The organism is Pseudomonas ovata (assembly GCF_003131185.1).
Lineage (GTDB): Bacteria > Pseudomonadota > Gammaproteobacteria > Pseudomonadales > Pseudomonadaceae > Aquipseudomonas > Aquipseudomonas ovata.
Window position 1 is genome coordinate 1 of the sequence record NZ_QFFU01000039.1, and the last position, 18,245, is coordinate 18,245.

20 protein-coding genes are annotated in these 18,245 nt (G+C 62.7%); 5 read left to right on the forward strand and 15 right to left on the reverse strand.

Annotation, left to right across the window (positions count from 1 at the left end):
• A partial coding sequence (locus tag DGA31_RS31010) for an IS3 family transposase (RefSeq protein ID WP_152035069.1) occupies window positions 1-91 on the forward strand: 91 nt, incomplete at its 5' end.
• Window positions 92-203: 112 nt separating this feature from the next.
• Here DGA31_RS31010 and DGA31_RS28635 read toward each other — a convergent pair.
• The 6 genes from DGA31_RS28635 to DGA31_RS28660 form a co-directional block, all read right to left on the reverse strand.
• The gene (locus DGA31_RS28635) at window positions 204-1,439 is read right to left on the reverse strand and encodes a dienelactone hydrolase family protein (protein ID WP_109514839.1); all 1,236 of its coding nucleotides are present in this window, start codon (window positions 1,437-1,439) and stop codon (window positions 204-206) included.
• A 26-nt stretch (window positions 1,440-1,465) separates the two neighbouring features.
• A complete protein-coding gene (locus DGA31_RS28640) occupies window positions 1,466-2,302 on the reverse strand; it encodes an SDR family oxidoreductase (protein ID WP_109514820.1) in 837 nt (278 codons plus the stop codon).
• A complete protein-coding gene (locus tag DGA31_RS28645; RefSeq protein ID WP_056836552.1) occupies window positions 2,299-2,892 on the reverse strand; it encodes a cysteine hydrolase family protein in 594 nt (197 codons plus the stop codon). Before DGA31_RS28645 ends, DGA31_RS28640 begins: the two co-directional genes overlap by 4 nt.
• Window positions 2,892-3,425: an aromatic-ring-hydroxylating dioxygenase subunit beta gene (locus DGA31_RS28650; protein ID WP_056836550.1), complete on the reverse strand. Its 534-nt coding sequence runs from the start codon at window positions 3,423-3,425 to the stop codon at window positions 2,892-2,894. Before DGA31_RS28650 ends, DGA31_RS28645 begins: the two co-directional genes overlap by 1 nt.
• On the reverse strand, window positions 3,415-4,746 hold the full coding sequence (locus DGA31_RS28655) for an aromatic ring-hydroxylating dioxygenase subunit alpha (RefSeq protein ID WP_056836548.1): 1,332 nt from the start codon (window positions 4,744-4,746) through the stop codon (window positions 3,415-3,417). Before DGA31_RS28655 ends, DGA31_RS28650 begins: the two co-directional genes overlap by 11 nt.
• A gap of 62 nt (window positions 4,747-4,808) precedes the next feature.
• Window positions 4,809-5,753 carry a PDR/VanB family oxidoreductase gene (locus DGA31_RS28660; RefSeq protein WP_109514821.1) on the reverse strand — a complete coding sequence of 315 codons (945 nt, stop codon included), beginning with the start codon at window positions 5,751-5,753 and terminating at the stop codon, window positions 4,809-4,811.
• A 227-nt stretch (window positions 5,754-5,980) separates the two neighbouring features.
• On the opposite strand from DGA31_RS28660, the gene DGA31_RS30050 reads away from it, so the two are divergent.
• From DGA31_RS30050 to DGA31_RS28670, 3 genes are all read left to right on the forward strand, one after another.
• A complete protein-coding gene (locus DGA31_RS30050) occupies window positions 5,981-6,133 on the forward strand; it encodes a hypothetical protein (protein WP_164708410.1) in 153 nt (50 codons plus the stop codon).
• Between the two features lie 152 nt (window positions 6,134-6,285).
• On the forward strand, window positions 6,286-7,617 hold the full coding sequence (locus DGA31_RS28665; RefSeq protein ID WP_109514822.1) for an APC family permease: 1,332 nt from the start codon (window positions 6,286-6,288) through the stop codon (window positions 7,615-7,617).
• A gap of 49 nt (window positions 7,618-7,666) precedes the next feature.
• Entirely contained in the window at window positions 7,667-7,936 is a 270-nt protein-coding gene (locus DGA31_RS28670; protein ID WP_109514823.1) for a hypothetical protein, read from the forward strand.
• Window positions 7,937-7,999: 63 nt separating this feature from the next.
• Here DGA31_RS28670 and cyoD read toward each other — a convergent pair whose 3' ends face one another.
• The 4 genes from cyoD to cyoA are packed head-to-tail and all read right to left on the reverse strand — an operon-like array spanning window position 8,000 to window position 11,862.
• Window positions 8,000-8,338 (reverse strand): cytochrome o ubiquinol oxidase subunit IV, encoded by a 339-nt coding sequence (cyoD, locus tag DGA31_RS28675; protein ID WP_109514824.1) that lies wholly within the window; start codon window positions 8,336-8,338, stop codon window positions 8,000-8,002.
• A gap of 1 nt (window position 8,339) precedes the next feature.
• Complete coding sequence (gene cyoC, locus DGA31_RS28680) at window positions 8,340-8,954, reverse strand: cytochrome o ubiquinol oxidase subunit III (RefSeq protein WP_109514825.1); 615 nt, start codon at window positions 8,952-8,954, stop codon at window positions 8,340-8,342.
• Window positions 8,955-8,956: 2 nt separating this feature from the next.
• On the reverse strand, window positions 8,957-10,930 hold the full coding sequence (cyoB, locus tag DGA31_RS28685) for a cytochrome o ubiquinol oxidase subunit I (protein ID WP_109514826.1): 1,974 nt from the start codon (window positions 10,928-10,930) through the stop codon (window positions 8,957-8,959).
• Between the two features lie 2 nt (window positions 10,931-10,932).
• Window positions 10,933-11,862: a ubiquinol oxidase subunit II gene (cyoA, locus tag DGA31_RS28690; protein WP_109514827.1), complete on the reverse strand. Its 930-nt coding sequence runs from the start codon at window positions 11,860-11,862 to the stop codon at window positions 10,933-10,935.
• A gap of 418 nt (window positions 11,863-12,280) precedes the next feature.
• On the opposite strand from cyoA, the gene DGA31_RS28695 reads away from it, so the two are divergent.
• Entirely contained in the window at window positions 12,281-12,595 is a 315-nt protein-coding gene (locus tag DGA31_RS28695) for a hypothetical protein (protein ID WP_109514828.1), read from the forward strand.
• Between the two features lie 30 nt (window positions 12,596-12,625).
• Here DGA31_RS28695 and dmeF read toward each other — a convergent pair whose 3' ends face one another.
• From dmeF to DGA31_RS28720, 5 genes are all read right to left on the reverse strand, one after another.
• Window positions 12,626-13,570 carry a CDF family Co(II)/Ni(II) efflux transporter DmeF gene (gene dmeF / locus DGA31_RS28700; RefSeq protein ID WP_109514829.1) on the reverse strand — a complete coding sequence of 315 codons (945 nt, stop codon included), beginning with the start codon at window positions 13,568-13,570 and terminating at the stop codon, window positions 12,626-12,628.
• Between the two features lie 14 nt (window positions 13,571-13,584).
• Entirely contained in the window at window positions 13,585-13,857 is a 273-nt protein-coding gene (locus DGA31_RS28705) for a metal/formaldehyde-sensitive transcriptional repressor (protein ID WP_109514830.1), read from the reverse strand.
• Between the two features lie 120 nt (window positions 13,858-13,977).
• Window positions 13,978-16,392: a TonB-dependent receptor gene (locus DGA31_RS28710; protein ID WP_109514831.1), complete on the reverse strand. Its 2,415-nt coding sequence runs from the start codon at window positions 16,390-16,392 to the stop codon at window positions 13,978-13,980.
• A gap of 182 nt (window positions 16,393-16,574) precedes the next feature.
• On the reverse strand, window positions 16,575-17,552 hold the full coding sequence (locus DGA31_RS28715; protein WP_109514832.1) for a FecR domain-containing protein: 978 nt from the start codon (window positions 17,550-17,552) through the stop codon (window positions 16,575-16,577).
• Window positions 17,553-18,068, reverse strand: coding sequence for a sigma-70 family RNA polymerase sigma factor (locus DGA31_RS28720; protein WP_109514833.1), 516 nt, complete (start codon window positions 18,066-18,068; stop codon window positions 17,553-17,555).
• Between the last annotated feature and the right edge of the window lie 177 nt (window positions 18,069-18,245).

Sequence of the window (18,245 nt, forward strand, 5' to 3'; positions counted from 1 at the left end):
CCATTACTACAATCATGACCGGATAAAAGTAAAGCTTGGTGGATTGAGTCCTGTGGAGTTCAGGACTCGCTCTGTAGGCGTATGGCAATAGACTGTCCAACTTTTTGGGGTCAGATCAGACTGTGGGAGGCGGCTTGCCGGCGATGGCTATGGAACAGACGCAGCAGAGCCTCCGCCCACACGTCGGGTGTCAGTCCTGACGCTTACAGCGACTCACTGCTCGACCAGCGGCCCATCAGGGTGTTGGAGGGCAGTTGCTCGTCCAGCAGTTTTTTCGCGGTTTCGGCGCCGGCCACCGGCAGGCCGGTTGGGTCGAGCAGGCCGATCTGCACCAGTACGCTGGCCTGGTCCCAGTAGATGTGCTCATGGCACAGCTTGTCGCCGCGGAACTTGATCACGCCCAGCATCGGGATTTCCACATACTTGCCGGTGGGCGCCACGTTGGGCAGCATCCAGTCGATTTCGCTGGTGTGGGTAAAGCACATCACGAATTCATCGACGATCTGTGACGCGCCGACGGTGCGCGAGATCGGCACCAGCTTCATGTCGGGCGGGTTGCCGTGGACGAAGTGGTGCTGGTAGAAGCGGCTCAGTTCGCGATAGCCCACGCCACCGGTCATGGTCGGGATGTGATTGACGTAGGGTTCGGCCACCATGGTGGCCATGGTCGCGGGCACGTCGCGTGCGGCAAACTCGTATTCGATGTGTTTTTCCCACAGGTCAGACAGGTTGAAGTGCGGGCCGATCTCCTGCTTGAGGGCGGCGATGCTGCGTTGATGAGCCATCAGCGCGGCGGGCTTGTCGTAGTGCATGCCGCCTTGGCGGGCAAAGGCATGGTCCACGCCAGGGTAGGTGTAGATCTCGACCTTGGCGCGCCCGGCCAGGCGCTCGCTGATGGCGGCGCGGGCATTGGCGTCGCAGTAGCTGTCCTGTTCGGCAAAGTGCAGCACCAGGCGGCCCTCGATGCTGTTGGCCTCATCGAGCATCTGCTCGATGCCCATGCCATAGTAGCCCACGCTGCAGGCCGCGTTGGTGCGCGTGGCGGTCAGGTAGGCCAGCTTGCCACCCATGCAGAAGCCCACGTAGCCAAGACCGCTGCCTTCGACCTCGGGCAAGCCGCGCAAGGCGTCGAAACTGGTCGCGATGTCCTGGACGGCTTTGTCGACGTCCATGCGCTGGAACAGGTCGATGGCGCGGGCGAAGTCGGCCTCGGTGTACCCCAGCTCGATGCCCGGCTCCAGGCGCCAGAACAGGTCCGGGACCAGCGCGACATAGCCTTCCTCGGCATAGAAGTCGGCCACCTGGCGCATGTTGGCGTTGATGCCAAAGATTTCCTGGCCGATGACGACGCCGGGACCCTTGCCGCTGGCGGGAACGGCCAGGTAACCGGCGAAGCTGCCGCTGCCGTCGCTGGCTTGAACGATGATCATCTTGCCCATGTCGTGCTCCTCGTTATCGTTATTCATCAGGTTAAGCATCCGGTCGCGGCCTGGACGCTGTCGCGCAGGCGTTCGAACCATACACGCGGCGACAGGCCCTGGTCAGGCCCCAGGATCGAAAAGCCGCCGTCCACCGGAATGTCGACACCGGTGATCCATGACGCGCCGCTGCTGCACAGGAAGGCCACCACCTGGCCGATTTCCTCGCCGCGCCCGACCCGGCCCAGCGGATGGAAGGCCGCGCCGACGCGGTCTGCTACGGCGATGTCACCGCCGCTGAGGCCGGCGACCGTCGGTGACCAGGTCCAGGCCGGCGACACGCTTACCACGCGGATGCCGGTCGGCGCCAGCGTCACGGCCAGGTTGCGGGTCAATTGCAGCATGGCGGCCTTGGAGGCCGGATACAGGGCACGGCCGGCAGCGCCGAACTTGCCACCGGTGCTGCCGATATTGATCACGGTGCCGCCCTGGCTCATGTGCGGCGTGGCTTTCTGTACGAAGATCGCCGCCGACACCAGGTTGACGTTCAGCGTGTGCAGCCACTGGGCGCGGTCCGACAGCAGGCCCTGGTCTTCATAGATGCAAGCGTTGTTGACCAGGATGTCGAGCCGGCCGAAGGCGCTGAGGGTGGCTGTGATGCAGCGCTCGATATCGTCGTCCTGCTCGACATCACAGGCCACGAACCGGCAGTGCTCGCCCAGCTCATGAGCCAGCGCGGTGCCGGTGTCGTGGCTGCGGCCGACCAGCATCACGCGGGCTCCGGCCTGCAGCAACTGGCGGGCAATGTCGGTGCCCAGGCCTTGGGTGCTGCCGGTGACGATGGCCACCTGGCCTTGCAGGCAAGCCGAAGGAATTGAAGTCATAGATCATTCTCCAGAAGGCCGGGCACATCGCTGATTGTGGCAATCAGGCGCATGCACTCCAGGCTGGCCAGGTGCGTGGCCGGTTGCGCGGCGGCGCAGGCATCGGCCACCACGGTGACCTCGAAGCCGCAATCGACTGCATGGCGCACCGTGCTTTCCACCACCGAATGGGTGGCGACGCCGGCAATCAGCAGGTGCCGCGCTTCCAGCTGGCGCAGCAGGGTTTCCAGCGGCGTGCCGTAGAACGCATTGATGCGCGTATGGGTGACAACAAACTCCAGCGGGCCGGGCTGGGGCTGCAAGGCGTCGTGGAACTGCGCGCCCCAGGTGCCGTCCTGCACCGCGCCGCTGGCGGCCACGGCGCGCAGGATCGGTGCGTTCTGTACCAGATCGGCGTAGTCGGGGCGGTAGGCCACGCGCACATGGATGATCGGCCAGCCGCGTGCGCGTGCGCCCTGCTGCAAGGCCACGGCGCTGGCGATCACCGCTGTGCGCGCCGGGTCGTCGGCCGCCAGACCCACACGAATCCGACCGTCCGGGTGCAGCACGTCGTTCTGGTAGTGCAGGGCGATCACCGTCGGGCGGCGCATCAGACGAACACCTCAAGGTTGGCGAACACGTCGTTGCAGTTGATCAGGTCGACGCGCTTGAGCTGGATCTTCCACTGGCCGTCGTCCTGGGTGGCCAGCTTCCAGGTGTAGCGCCCGGCCAGCTGGCGCTGGTCGAGGCGCCATTCGCTGACCTGAAAGGTCGCGCTGACCACCAGCAGCCCCTGGCGGTCGAGCCCTTCTACCATTACGTTGCCGACCAGGTGCGCGGTGCGGGTCACCGGTTGCTGTGACCAGTTGCGTACGTTCTCGACCCGGCGGATGCGCACCTCGCGCAGCATACGGTTTTCCCAAAACAGCGAAATATGCTCGAACGGATCGGCCTGGCCATGCTGTTGCGGCACCCAGTACATGCCGGTGTCGGTGAACAACCGGTCCCATTCCCAGAAGCGGCGCTCATCAAGCAGCCGGGCTTCCTGGTACAGGAACTGTTCAAGCTGGCGCAGGGTGTCGGTCGGCACCTGGGCCGGGGTCAGGTCGTGGGTCGAGACATCAAAGGTGCGATCAAGCAGCATGGGTGCTCTCCTTGGCGATCACGGTGGCGCTCATGTAGTGCTTCCAGGCCGCGAACTGATTGCGCATCGGCAGCTCGCTGGTGCCGTTGGTCGATACCGCGCCATCGGGCAGCGTCTGATCGGTGCCGGCGTAGCGGTGCATGCTGATCCACTCGCCGCCGCGGGTCATGTTGCCTTCCTGGCAGCGGGCATAGACTTCCACGTCATCGGGCATGACGTTGGAGGAGGGCGAGTTGATGACGTTGGCGTAGGTCAGGGCGCGATCAAACACCGCATCCGGCGCGCCTTTGCAGCGAAAGGTCTGGATCTCGACCAGGGTGCGGTCCACGGCGATAGGGCGGATCACACGGAACTGCATGAACACGGTGTGCGGCGAGCCGCTGCCGTAGATCACGGTGTTGTGGCGGTTCATGCCCATGATGGCGCGGGCGCGCTCTTCGCCGTACGCCTGGGTCAGGCACTCGAAATGCGCACGCGAGACCTCATCGCGCTCGGCCGCCGCCGGGTCGAAGATCGCCTCCATGTAGCCGTGGCCGTTGTGATAGGCGCGCAGTTCGAGCTTTTCCCAGAAGTCATAGGGCTCGCCATTGCCGTCCATGATCAGCAGTTCAAAAGGCATTTCGCCCAGTGCCTGCGCCTCATCGCGGGCGGCATCGACCGACGATTCATGGGTGACGCGGGCGTGCATGGTGTCATGCAGGTTCTCGTAGAACACCTTCCAGTTGGAGCGCTGCATGACCTTGAACACGCCGCCGGCCACTTCCACTTCGCCCACCGGCGAGCGGTCGCACAGGTTGTCGATGGAGGTGATCACGCCGCCCAGAAACGCCTTGAGGTCCGGGCCGTGGTCGATCTGGCTGGCAAACACGAAGCCGCGGTAGCTGTCGACCCGCGCCAGGCTGACCATGGAGAAATCGGGGTGTTTCGGGTTGAAGCAGGTGCCCTCGAAACCGTTCTTGAGCGGGGCCGAGAGGTGCTGGCCGTCAAGCTTGAAGGTCCAGGCATGGTACGGGCAGCGGAAGAACTTGCCGACGTTGCCGTCGCCTTCGGCCACCAGCTTGGCGCCCTTGTGCGGGCAGCGGTTGTAGAGCACGTTGACGCCTTTGTCGGCGCCGCGCACCAGGATCACGTCCTGATCGCCAATGCGCGTGGTGTGGTAGTCGCCCGGGTTCTTGACCTGGCTTTCGTGACCGACGTAGATCCACGCCTGACCATAGATGCGCTGCATTTCCAGTTCGAAAAGCTGAGGGTCGGTGTACACGCTCTTGTGCACGCTGTCGTCGCGGACCAGGGCCGCAATCTGTTCGTTGCTGGGAATCATGAGGGTTCCTTATCTAACGGCCATACACAGATGCGGGACAGGCCCACACCCCACAAGTCAGGTTACAAATCGAGCACCAGCCGGGCGCTGCTGGCACGCGACACACAGGTGCAGAAACTGCCATCGGCCCGTTCACGGGCTGACAGGCAGATGTCGCGGTGTTCCACTTCGCCTTCGAGCACCTGCGCCACGCACACCCCGCAGTCGCCGCGTCGGCAGTCGAACATCGGGTCCAGGTCGGCGGCGATCATGGCGTCCAGCACGGTCGTGCCGGCCGGCACCTGCAAGGTCACGCCGCTGGCGCGCAACTCCACCTCGAAGCCGGTTTCAGCCTCGGCCTCCAGTGCGCCGATAAACAGCTCGCTGTGCACCTGCTCATCGTCCCAGCCGGCCTCGCGGGCGGCCTGCAAGACGCTGGTGATCAGCGCCTTGGGGCCACAGACATAGAGATGGCGCCCGTGCGCAGGTGCGTCCAGCAACGTGGCCAATGGCAGGCGCCGCGCCGGGTCGCCGCCGCTGATCCAGCACTGCGCGGTGCCCAGCGCCCGCACTTCATCGAGGTACGCCATGCGCGCCGGTTCACGGCCGGCGTAGTGCAGGGTAAAAGGCCGGTTGTGGCTCGACAGGGCGCGGGCCATGCCCAGGATGGGGGTGATGCCGATGCCGCCGGCAATCAGCAGGCAGTCCTGGGCCTGTTCGTGCAGCGGAAAATGGTTTTTCGGTGCCCGCACCGTGACCGGCTGGCCGGCTTCGACGCCATGAATCCAGCGCGAACCGCCACTGCTGCGGTCTTCCAGTTGCACTGCGATTTCGTAGTGCTGGCCATCGGGCAGATTGACCAGCGAATAGGCGCGCCACAGCGGCTTGTCACCCGGAATCTGCACCTCGATGTGTGCACCCGGCGTGAAGGCCGGAAGAGGGTGCCCGGCGTCATCGACCAGAATCAGACGGCGGACGGTGGCGGTAAGCGGCTCGATCCGCTCGATGCGCAGAGACAGGCTGGACATGCACGATTCCTGAGTGGGGCGGCGGGTCGCCGTTGAAGTCGTGCCTACTGTACGGAGCAGTCAGGGATGCAAAAAAGCCGATACCGGCAAATCGATAGCCGTATCTTGCGTAAATGCACAGGCCGGATCAGCCGGTCTGAAACAGCGAACTGTCAGCCCTCTTGTGCGTCCACCTTCCTGACCGCCTTCGGTCTTTGTCTATCGAGTGATTCAGAGGAGGTGCCTCGATGAAAGCGTCATCACTGTTCCTGAGCCTGTGCTGCGCCGTGCTGCTGCAGGGCTGTTTCGACAATTCCGGCAACGAAACCAAGAACAACACCGACGGCAGCCAGTCATCGGTGCAGATGCAGCAGAAGGACGGGGCGAAACCCGATAAATAGGCCGCGTCCATGGTTTGCGTGCAGGCATCGCTGTACGCAAGCCAGATGAAATGAACTTTGGTCGCGCCACATTTTTCCATTAAGAACCCTCGCGCCGTCTTCAGACCTGTGTCCGAAGCCTGCTCAACGCCACCTGTCGCCAGAGTTCCTTCATGACCCAGATCGCCAACCCTTGCCCTGCGTCTTCCAGACCGTCCTTGCGCCGCGCCATCACCGGCCCGATGTTGTTCCTGTTCATCCTGGGGGATGTGCTCGGTGCTGGCGTCTATGCGCTGGCTGGCACCATCGCCGGTGAGGTGGGCGGTGCCATCTGGGTGCCACTGCTGGTGGCGCTGTTCTTCGCCATGCTCACCGCAGGGTCCTACGCCGAGTTGGTCACCAAGTACCCGCATGCCGGGGCGGCTTCTGTGTTTGCCGAAAAAGCCTTCAAGTCGCCGTTGATTTCCTTTCTGGTGGGCTTTTGCATGCTGGCGGCGGCCGTGACCAGTGCAGCGGGGCTGTCCCTGGCCTTTGCCGGTGATTACCTGGCGGCGTTCGTCGACGTGCCGGCGCCGCTGGCGGCGATGGTATTCCTGATGGTGATCGCGCTGCTCAATGCGCGCGGCATCAAGGAGTCGCTGGGGGCCAACATGGTCATGACCGTGATCGAGGTGTCCGGCCTGCTGTTGGTAGTGGTCGCGGCGGCCTGGTTCTTGCAGTCTGGCCAGGCTGATCTTGCCCGCGCGGTCGAGTTCAAGCCGGGCGTCAATCCGATGCTGGCCGTATTGGGCGCAGCGTTGCTGGCGTTCTACTCGTTTGTCGGCTTTGAGACCTCGGCCAACCTGGCCGAGGAAATCCGGGATGTACGCAAGGTTTACCCGCGTGCCTTGTTCGCGGCGCTGGTGGCGGCGGGTATCGTCTATATGGCGGTGGGCGTGGCGGCCTCGGCGGTGCTGCCTATGGAGCAACTGGTGGCGACGTCGGCACCGCTGCTTGAGGTGGTCAAGGCGTCGGGCCTGGACATCCCGCCCAGGGTGTTTGCCTTCATTGCTCTGGTGGCGGTGGCCAATGGCGCGCTGCTGACCATGATCATGGCCAGCCGGCTGACCTATGGCATGGCCTGTCTGGGCCTGTTGCCGCAACCTTTGGCAAACGTGCTGGCCAAGCGCCGCACGCCCTGGGTAGCAATCGTCGCCACAACCCTGGTGGCCATTGTCCTGACCCAGACCGGCACGCTGGCAGCCCTGGCCGAAACCGTGGTGCTGCTGTTGCTGTTCGTGTTTCTCAGCACCAACCTGGCGGTGCTGGTGCTGCGCCGCGACCCGGTGGGCGAGGCGCATTTTCGCGTGCCAACGTGGGTGCCGGTGCTGGCGATCGTGTCGTGCCTGGTGTTGCTCAGCCAGCAAAGTCTGGACACCTGGCTGCGCGGGGGTGGGCTGATGCTGCTGGGCGCCGTGCTGTATGCCTGCAACCGGATGGCGACACCCCTGGCCAAAGCCGATTGAGGGCAGGGGCGATCAGACTGAAATCATTGACCTGGAGGAGAGCTGCCCCATGAGCGAAACCGATCTTGAAATGGAACTCAAGGCCTGGCGCCTGCTGCTTGAAGACGACGTCTATCGTCTGGAATTTCCCGAGGACTATCACAACACCCTGATTGCACGCGCCAATGAATTGCGCACGCGTGAGTGGATCAGCCAGGAGGACTGGCAGTTGCTCAAGACCGCGGCCGATCAGGCATATGCCTTCACGACCGAGAGGCTGGCGCGCAACCAGCGTGACTGCCTCAAGGTCAGTTCGCTGCACTTGCCGACCCTGCCCTGAGCGCAAAAAAAGATGCCGGGCACCTCACGGGCAGCCCGGCATCAAAGACCTTGCTTCAAGGTTTCAGTGCGCTAGCATGTTGTGGTGAATGCTGTTCATGATCCACAGCGACAGCCCCACCAGCAACGCAATGATCACCACGGTAAACATCAGCGCAATCAGGTTCCAGCGCTGCTCCGAGGCCGTGTCCAGGTGCAGGAAGAACTTCAGGTGAGCAAAGATCTGCACCGCGCCGAACGCGACCACCACCCACACGGTCACGTTGCGTGGCAGCGCCGGGTACATGACCAGGGCGAAGGGGATAAGGGTCAGGAGCACCGACAGGATGAACCCGACGTGGTACGAGCGGCGGCTGCCATGACGGCTGCCAGCGCTGCTGTGAACCGGACTTTGTCTGTACATGTCATGCCACTCCCAACAGGTAAACGACGGTAAATACGCAGATCCAGACGACATCGAGGAAATGCCAGAACAGGCTCAGGCAACTGAGCCGGGTGGCATTGGTGCTGGTCAGCCCGCGCTGCTTGACCTGCGCCATCACCACGAGCATCCAGATCAGCCCGGTGAATACGTGTGCACCGTGGGTGCCGACCAGGGTAAAGAATGCGGTCAGGAAGGCGCTGCGGTCCGGGCCGTAGCCCTCGGCGATCAGATGATGAAATTCATTGATCTCCATGGCGATAAAGCCGCACCCCAGCAGGAAGGTCACCCCCAGCCAGCGCAACACGCCTGCTGTCGAGTCGCGGTTCATCGCCAGCATGGCGTAGCCATAGGTGATGCTGCTCAACAGCAGCAGCATGGTCTCGGCCAGCACATAGGGCAGCTCGAAGATATCGATGGTCGAGGGCCCGCCGGCCACGCTGTCGCGCAGCACCGCATAGCCGGCAAACAGGGTGGCGAACAGGATGCAGTCGGTCATCAGGTAGACCCAGAAGCCGAACACGCTCATGGAGCCTGCGTCCTCGTGGCCCTGTTCATGGTTGTGGGCGATGTCTTTTTCCATCACGAGATTGGACATGGTCAGGCCTCCGCCAGGTCTTTGAGACGCGCTTTTTCGATACGTGCCACTTCCTGCGCCGGCACGAAGTAGTCGATGTCTTCGTCATAGCTGCGCACGATCACGCCCACGATCGAGGCCACCAGGCCAAAGATCGCCATCCACCAGATGTGCCACACCAGCGCAAAGCTGCAGATCAGGGCGAAGACACTGATCACCAGGCCAGATGAGGTGTTGCGCGGCATATGAATGCTGCGGTAGTCGGTGTGGCTGAGGGTGCTGACCCCGCGTTCCTTCATGCCCCAGTAGGCGTCCAGGTCATCGACCTTGGGCTGCTCGGCAAAGTTGTAGAACGGTGGTGGCGAGGCGGTGGCCCACTCCAGCGTGCGCCCGTCCCATGGATCGCCGGTCAGGTCGCGGTATTGGTGGCGGTTACGGATGCTGATGTAGAGCTGCAGCGCCTGGGTGGCCACCCCGCACAGAATGATGCCCACGCCCACCAGCTCCAGCAGCAGCCAGGGACGCCACTCGGGAACGTCAAAGTGATTGAGCCGGCGGGTCATGCCCATGAAGCCCAGGACATAGGACGGCATGAAGGCGAAATAGAACCCGGTCAGCCAGCACCAGAAGGCAATCCGCCCCAGCCGGTCGTTGAGCCGGAAACCGAAGGCCTTGGGAAACCAGTAGGTCAGCCCGGCCATGTAGCCGAAGACCGCGCCGCCAATAATGACGTTATGGAAGTGCGCGATCAGGAACAGGCTGTTGTGCAGCAGGAAGTCGGCCCCCGGCACCGCCAGCAGCACGCCGGTCATGCCGCCGATGCTGAAGGTGACGATAAAGCCCAGCGTCCACAGCATCGGTGTTTCGAAGCGCACCCGCCCGCGGTACAGGGTGAACAGCCAGGTGAAGATCTTCACCCCGGTCGGCACGGCGATGATCATCGTCATGATGCCGAAGAAGGCATTGACGTTGGCCCCCGCGCCCATGGTGAAGAAGTGGTGCAGCCAGACAATGAACGACAGGAGGGTGATCGCAATCGTGGCCCAGACCAGCGAGACATAGCCAAACAGGCGTTTGCTGCTGAAGGTGGCAGCGATCTCCGAGAAAATGCCGAACGCCGGCAGGATCAGGATGTACACCTCCGGGTGTCCCCAGGCCCAGATCAGGTTGACGTACATCATCGGGTTGCCGCCGGCCTCGTTGGTGAAGAAGTGCATGCCCAGGTAGCGGTCCAGCGAGAGCATGAACAGGGTTGCAGTGAGAATTGGAAAGGAGGCCAGGATCAGGATCGAGGTGCACAGGGCATTCCAGGTGAACACCGGCATCTTGAACAGTGTCATGCCGGTGGTGCGCATTTTCAGGATGGTGACGAAGAAGTTCAGGCCCGTCAGCAGTGTGCCGATGCCTGAGATCTGCAAGGCCCAGATGTAATAGTCGACCCCCACCCCCGGGCTGTAGGCAATGCCCGATAACGGCGGATACGCCACCCAGCCGGTGCGGGCGAACTCACCCACCCCCAGAGAGATATTGACCAGGGCGGCACCCACCACGAACAGCCAGAAGCTCAGCGCATTGAGAAACGGATAGGCCACGTCACGGGCACCGATCTGCAAGGGCACGATGACGTTCATCAGGCCCACCACAAAGGGCATGGCCATGAAGAAGATCATGATCACGCCGTGGGCGGTGAAAATCTGGTCGTAGTGTTCCGGCGGCAGATAGCCCGGCCCGCCACTGGCCGCCATCGCTTGCTGGGTGCGCATCATGATCGCGTCGGAAAAGCCGCGCAGCAGCATGACCAGTGCCACGATGATGTACATGCAGCCGATCTTCTTGTGGTCCACCGTGGTGAACCACTCGCGCCAGATATACCCCCACTGGCGTTTCCAGGTGATCGTGCCCACCAGCGCCAGGCCCATGAGCCCTACGACGGCCAGGGTGTACATGACAATGGGTTCGCTGGTCGGGATAGCGTCCCAGGACAGTTTTCCAAACATGATCAACGCTCCTCGGCCATCAAGTCTTTTTGCGCATCAGTGCGCGGTTGCGGCGCAGGCGTTTGAACCTGGTCGCGCGTCCCGCCCCGGGCTTTGTTCATGCCTTCGTACGTGTCGACAATGTTCAGGAACAGGCGCTCCTGAACAGGTGAGTAGTAAGTAACGTCGTGTTTTACAGTGGGCTTGGCCAGCGTGGCATAAGCGGTATTGTCCAGAGGGTGGGGAACGGATTTCACCTTTTCGATCCAGGCCTGGTAATCGTCCGGGGTCAATGAAAGTGTCGAGAAGTTCATATCGGAAAAGCCATGGCCGTTATAGTTGGCGGCAATGCCGCGAAACTCACCGGTTTCGTTGGCAATCAAATGAAGTTTGGTTTGCATGCCGGCCATGGCATAAATCTGCCCGCCCAGGGCCGGAATAAAGAACGAGGTCATTGCCGCATCGGAGGTGACGGTAAAACTCACTGGCGTATTCACCGGCAGGGCCAGTTCATTGACCGAGGCAATGCCCAGGTCGGGGTAGATAAACAACCATTTCCAGTCGATGGCCACCACTTGCACATTGATGTGGTCAACGTCCGAATCCAGTGGTCGGTACGGATCCAGAGCGTGAGTAGTGTGCCAGGTCACCCAGCCCAGCACGCAGATGATCAGGAACGGCACGCCCCAGACCACCGCTTCGATCTTGTGCGAACTGGCCCAGCGCGGCGTGTAGCGGGCCTTCTTGTTGGTGGCCCGGTAACGATAGGCGAACAGGAACGTCATCACGATGACCGGGACGACCACCAGCAGCATCAGGCCGGTGGCCAGGATAATCAGGTCCCGCTCATCCCTGGCCACATCACCCTTGGGATTGAAGACAATCAGGTTGCAGCCCGTTAATAGGAAACTGGCAGCAAGGTACGCCAGGTGAGGTACGTAAGTTCGCTTCATTATAGGCTCCTGTGTCATGACTGATCCGTGTAGAACGCGAGACGACGACGCACCTGTACAACGCGTTAGTGCGGCGGCAATGGTCGCTTCGCTTGTTTTTCAGCGAAGCGAAGTTGCTTCGCTTGTTGGCCGATGACTGCACCCTGACGAGGCGGTGCCGTCTCGCTTACTTTCCACCTGTTGAGGCCGTGGGCTTAAAGTAATTGTCAGGTAAGTTCGCCGCTGTCTCGAGGGTTTTTGAATAAAGCTATCAGTGTTGGTGCAATGATTTGTTACGCAGGCTGACGAACGGTTAAACAAGCGAAGCGGAACTAACGATTGGTAATAACAGGCCGTGCACAGACCGGCTGGCCGAAGGATGGAATCATTCATGCCAAGGGCAGGTCATTGTCGGAAATACCCTTATAAGGAGCGCATCATGTTTGTTCGTGGCAGAGCGTATAACACTTGGATCGAACAGGATCAGGCCGATGAATGCTTCGAGCAGGAAGCGGAAAACGGCTGCCATATCGAAGTGCGGGCCAGGGAAGTGGAAGGGGGCGACATCCAGGTATTTCTGGGCGTCTATGGCGACGGCGGACAGCCTGTGGTCGAGCGGATCATGACGTTGCCCGGCAGCGAATGGGATGTCGAGTGCGCGCTCAAGCGCGGCATCGATCAGGCCGAGCGCATCGCCGGTGGTGAGTCGGGGCGGTTACCGTGCGCCGATGCGCACCTGCATGGCGACGATTGACGGCGCGTCGGCCAGGCAGCTGCAGGTTGTTTATGCCGAGTGAAACTCGACCGTCAGGTGACTGACTTCGTGCACCGGCGTAAGGCGCTGACGAATATCTTCGGCCGATGCGCCGGGGTTGCCCATGACGCTGACGATGGCCGCATGCGCTTGCGGCCCGATGCGCCAGACATGCAGGTCGGTGATGGTTGCATCGCCGGGTTGTTCAACCCGAGCACGGATTTCCTCGGCGACCTGTGCGTCGGTCTGGTCCAGCAGGACACTGGCCGTCTCGCGCATCAGGCCCCAGGCCCAGCGCGCGATGACGAGGGCGCCGACCAGCCCCATGAGCGGGTCCAGCCACACCCAGCCCAGGTAGCGGCCGGCGAGCAGGGCAACGATGGCCAGCACCGAGGTGAGGGCATCGGCGAGGACATGCACATAGGCCGCCTTGAGGTTGTTGTCGCTGGCGTGAGGGGCATGATGATGATGATGATGGTCATGGTCATGGTCATGGTCATGGTCATGGTCATGGTCATGGTCATGAGAGTGCCCGTGCCCCAGCAGCAGGGCACTGACGATATTGACCACCAGACCCACAATCGCCACGAGGGTCGCGGTGCCGAATTGAACCTCGGCAGGATTCAGCAACCGCATCAGCGATTCGCCCGCGATCCCCAAGGCAACCATGCCCAGAATCAGGGCCGAAGCAAATCCGCCCAGGTCACCGACCTTGCCGGTGCCGAAGCTGTAGCGCGGGCTGGTGGCATGACGCCTTGCATAGCGGTAGGCCAGCGCGGCAATGCCCAGGGCGCCGGCATGGGTCGCCATATGAAAGCCATCGGCAAGCAACGCCATGGAGCCGGTGAGGTAGCCGGCGGTGATTTCACCGACCATCATCACCAGAGTGAGCGCCACCACCCATAAGGTGCGCCTGGCGTTTTCGTCGTGCGCGGCGCCGAGATAGACGTGATCATGGACGTAAGGGCTGTTCATCCGGGCATTCCTTATCAGGAGTAACGGCGAATGGCTTCGAGCAGTTCCTCGACGCCCCGGTTGCGTTCCTGTTCGCTCAGCGCCGGATTGGCAACATGCTCCCTGGCGTGGTCCTCGATGATTTCTTCCATCAAGCCGTTGATGGCGCCACGTGTGGCAGCCACCAAGTGCAGGGTTTTGGCGCAATCGAGATCCGACTCCAGGGCGCGTTCGACTGCCTGCAGTTGCCCGGTGATGCGTTTGACCCGCTTGAGCAGCGCGTCTTTGTTGGCGGCGATGTGACCCATGACGTTTCCCTGTGCGTTTCAGGGTTGCATCATAGGTATACCCCCTATACCTATGCAATGAGTATTTATAGACGGTGGAAACCATCGGATGCACCCATGGCAGGTATCCGTCATGGCTGTTCAGAAGTCGACTGTCGCCGACACTGATACGCTGCGCGGCGCGCCCTGCGAAAACGCGCCGTACGAGGCCACACCCGACCAGTACGCCTGGTCCAACACGTTCTGCACCATGACGCGAAACGTGGTCGGTCGTTCAGCCAGGCGCAGGGTGTAGCGTGCGCCTGCATCAAGCCGGGTCCAGGCCGCCAACTGTTGTGTGTTGGCCTGGTCCACGTACTGGCTGCCGGTATGGATTGCACCGCCGCTCAGGGTCAGGCCCTCGATCCATGAAGTGTCCCATTCAGCCCAGAGATTGGCCTGGATATGCGGTACGCCTACTGGTGCATGGCCGCGATTGGCGGGCGTTGCGGTACGCGTCAGCTCGGCATCGAGCAGCGTCACGCCCCCCAGCAGGCGCATGCCGGGGGCCATTTCACCGAACACATTCAGCTCCAGGCCGCGATTGCGCTGTTCACCCTGAACCGAGAACATCCCCGAGGCCAGCTCGCCACTGGGTTTGGTGATCTGAAACAGCGCCACGCTGGTGGTGAAGGCGCCGTAGTCGGCCTTGATCCCGAGTTCATGCTGGCGAGAGAGATAAGGCGCGAAGATTTCCCCGGCGTTGGTGGCGGCGGAGGGCGCGATATCACCCTTGCTCAGGCCCTGGATGTAGTTGTAGTAGAGCGATACCTGATCCCAGGGTTTGAGCAGCAGGCCGAACAGCGGCGTCGTCCTGCCGTCGTCATGGGGCGAGTTCAATCGGCCGTTGGCGTCGTAGTTATAAGACTCGATACGCTGCTGGCGCACGCCGAGGGTTACCTGCAGGCGTTCATCGAGCACCGACAGCGTGTCGGCCAGGGCTACGCCGGTCAGTTCGCTTGCGGATACTTTCGGGGTGTCTGGCCTCTGGAGCCAAGGCCTGGCGCGTTCGATCGGGTGGTCAATATTCGACAGAACCGGCGCGCCGGTCACGATCCCGCGTGACAGTTCGTCGCGATAACGACTGACTTGCAAGGTTGTCCGGTGGCTGACCGGCCCGGTGTCCAGGCGCAGGCGTAAACCGGCATCGACGGTATGGCGCTCGACCTCGAACCGGTAGTAGCCCGGTATCGAGGACGTGTCGCCGGCGGCATTGATGATCGTGGGGGTCTGGTCGGACAGCCGTGCGACTGCCGAGGTGCCGCCACCGGTGTGGGCGAACAGTATCAGCGTGTCGCTCAGGTCGTATTCGCCGGTGAACAGGGCCGATTGATCACGGGTGCGCGACCAGCCCCAGGCCTGGCTGACGTTGACACGGCCGTTGGCCGCCGCCGGAACATCGAGGCCCGGGGCGATCAGGAACGGCCTTGAAGCAGCATCAATGCGTTCTTGCTGGCTGAGCCAGTCCAGGCTGGCGCGCAGGCGTTCGCCCTGATAGTCGAGCGCAATGGCGCCGATGTCGATGTCCCGCGCCTGGTTTTCGATCGCCGTGTCGCCTTGCTGGGTGCTGGCGTTAAGGCGCACGCCGAAGCGGCGCTCCTCGCCCAGGCGTCGGCTGACATCAAGGTGGCCGCCGATCTGGGCATCCTGTGCGTAACGGGCGACAAGGCGGGTCAGGTCCTGCTCCAGGGCACGCTTGGGCACCACGTTGATGACGCCACCGACGGCACTGTTGGGCGACATGCCATAGAGCAGGGCGCCCGGGCCCTTGAGCAGCTCGATGCGTTCGGCGTAGTCGGTGAACACCCGATAGTTCGGCGCGACGCCATACACGCCGTCGAACGCCAGCTCACCGAGGTTGCCTTCGGCGACCGGAAAGCCACGGATGAAGAACGAGTCGACAATCCCGCCTTTCTGGCCGGTGGAGCGCACCGAGGCGTCGCGCTCTAGCAGGTCGCCGACGGTGACCGCCTGTTGATCCCTGACCAGCGCCGAGGTCCAGGTGCTGACGCTGAAGGGCGCGTCCATCACATCGGTATTGCCCAGCACACCCAGCCGTGCGCCAGTGGCGACCTGCCCACCGGCATACTCGGTTGTCAACGGGTCGGCACGCTTGCCGGTAGAGGTCACGGTCGTTTCGTCCAGCGTGATCCGGCGCTGCACCAGGGTGTAGCTGCCGTCACTGCGTAACAGCATGCCCAGGCCGCTGCCCTCCAGCAGCCGATTGATGGCCGCTTGCACCGAGTATTCGCCCACCACGGCGGGGCTGTTCAGGCCGGCGGTCAGCGCCGGCTGGAACGACAGGGCAATGCCGGCGTCCACGGCAAAGCGCGACAGGGTAGCGCCCAGCGGGCCTGCGGGAATTTGATAGGTGTGCAGCGCCGTGGCATTCAGCGGCGCAGCCTCGACGGCCAGGGCCGGCGGACAGAACAGGCCGCTCAGGGCAAGGCCCAGCGCTGAACGACGCAAGGCGCGTTGCAAGTGACGATCCGGGCGCAAGGCGCTTGCAGCGGGCATGAATGGACCTGTGGGCCGGACGAAAGGGTACGTGTTCATAAAGCCAGCCGAGCGCGAAAAAAGTATCACCCGTGCAGCTGATTTCGATCAGTCAAGCATGCGCGCAGCCGGTGAAACGTCTCGTGTGTTTGCTGCGCGCCGCCTTGGCGGCGGTTCCATTTCCTGCAGGTTTTTGCATTGTCTCAGGCATGCGAGAGCGTGACCCACATGCCCAGCAGCGGGTCGCTGACCCGGATCGGGTAGGTGCGTACCAGCATGTTCAGCGTGCGTCGGGTGTCAATGACCGGGTAGGCACCGGAAATGCGCACCCCGGCAATCGCCGGGTCAAGGCGCAGAACGCCCCGGTGATAGCGCGTCAGTTCAGCGATGAAATCGTCCAGGCGCAGGTTGTCGGCCATCAGCATGCCTTGGGTCCAGGCATTACTGTGCGGCGCGGCCAGGGACAGCTCGCCAAAGGCGCTCGATGAAAAATCGCTGCGTTGTCCTGCGTGCACGATCAAGGGCGCGGACTGGCTGTTCCCGGCCAGTTCGACCTGCACAGCGCCTTCGAGCACCACCAGTTGCGTGCGTGGCTGCAGTTGCCGCACGGTAAAGCGCGTGCCCAGCGCCTGCAGGTGACCCTGGCGGGTCGCGACCCGAAACGGTCGCGGCGGTTGCGCAGGGTCCGCTGCGGTCTGCACCTGAATTTCGCCGTCGCGCAGATGGATGAGCCGCTGCTGGATATCGAATCGCACATCGATGGCGGTATCGGTGTTCAGGGTCACGGTCGAGCCGTCGGCCAGGGTCAGCTCGCGTTGCTGGCCAACAAGGGTGCGATGGTCGGCCGACCATTGCTGGACCTCGGCCAGTTTCCAGCCACCCCAGCCGACCGGCACGACGGCCAGCAGCGCCGCCAGCTTACCCAGCGCGGCACGCCGGGCAGGGCTGCCAGGACGGTCAAGGGCCGACATCGCCAACGACGGCGGCACGCCGCCAAGCTTGCTTTGCAGCGCCTGTACGCGGCCCCAGGCCCGGATACGCGCGGGCGTGCTGGTTTTCCAGTGCTCCCATTCGGCCCGTTCGGTTTCGTCGAGTTCGCCTTCACTCAGGCGCATCAGCCAGTCGGCGGCTTCTTCAATGGCCTGTTGATCGAGGGGCGGCTCCTGACGACGCGTGAGCACTCACTCCACCCGCAACAGGCACTGCACGAAGGCTTGCTTCATGTAGCGCTTGACCGTAATCAGCGATACGCCCAGTTGCGTGGCGATGTCGTCGTACTTCAGGCCGCTGATCTGCGACAGCAGGAAGGCACGCTTGACCAGGGGGGGCAGGGTGTCGAGCATGGCGTCGATGTCGTGCAGGGTTTCCAGCACGATCAGACGCCATTCCGGCGAAGGCACCTCGTGGGCCGGCACCTGCGAGAGCGCTTCCAGATAGGCCTGCTCAAGGGCCTTGCGCTGGTACCAGTTGATCAGGATGCCCTTGGCCACGCAACTCAGGTAGGCCCGCGGCTGGTTGATGACGGTGACCTGGGAGGCGAGGATCCGAGTGAAAGTGTCCTGCGCCAGGTCCGCCGCATCCATGGCATTGCCCAGCCTTTTTCTCAGCGTTGCGTACAGCCAGCCGTGATGGCCGGCGTACAGGGCTTCGATCACGCGCAGGTGAGTGTCGTCATGGGGGGCAAGGGTTTCGCTCATGGCGGCCGCATTTCATGCAATTGAGAATTGTTCCCGATGCTAGTGTAGAAGCCGGCTGCGATGCAAGCGGCGATTGGCGGCGTGCCAACAGTCGCCAGAACGCGGCAGGGGCAAAAAAGCCTCACGGACGGTGATACTTTTTGGCTGCTCGGCTGGCAATAGGAGTGATTAGCATTT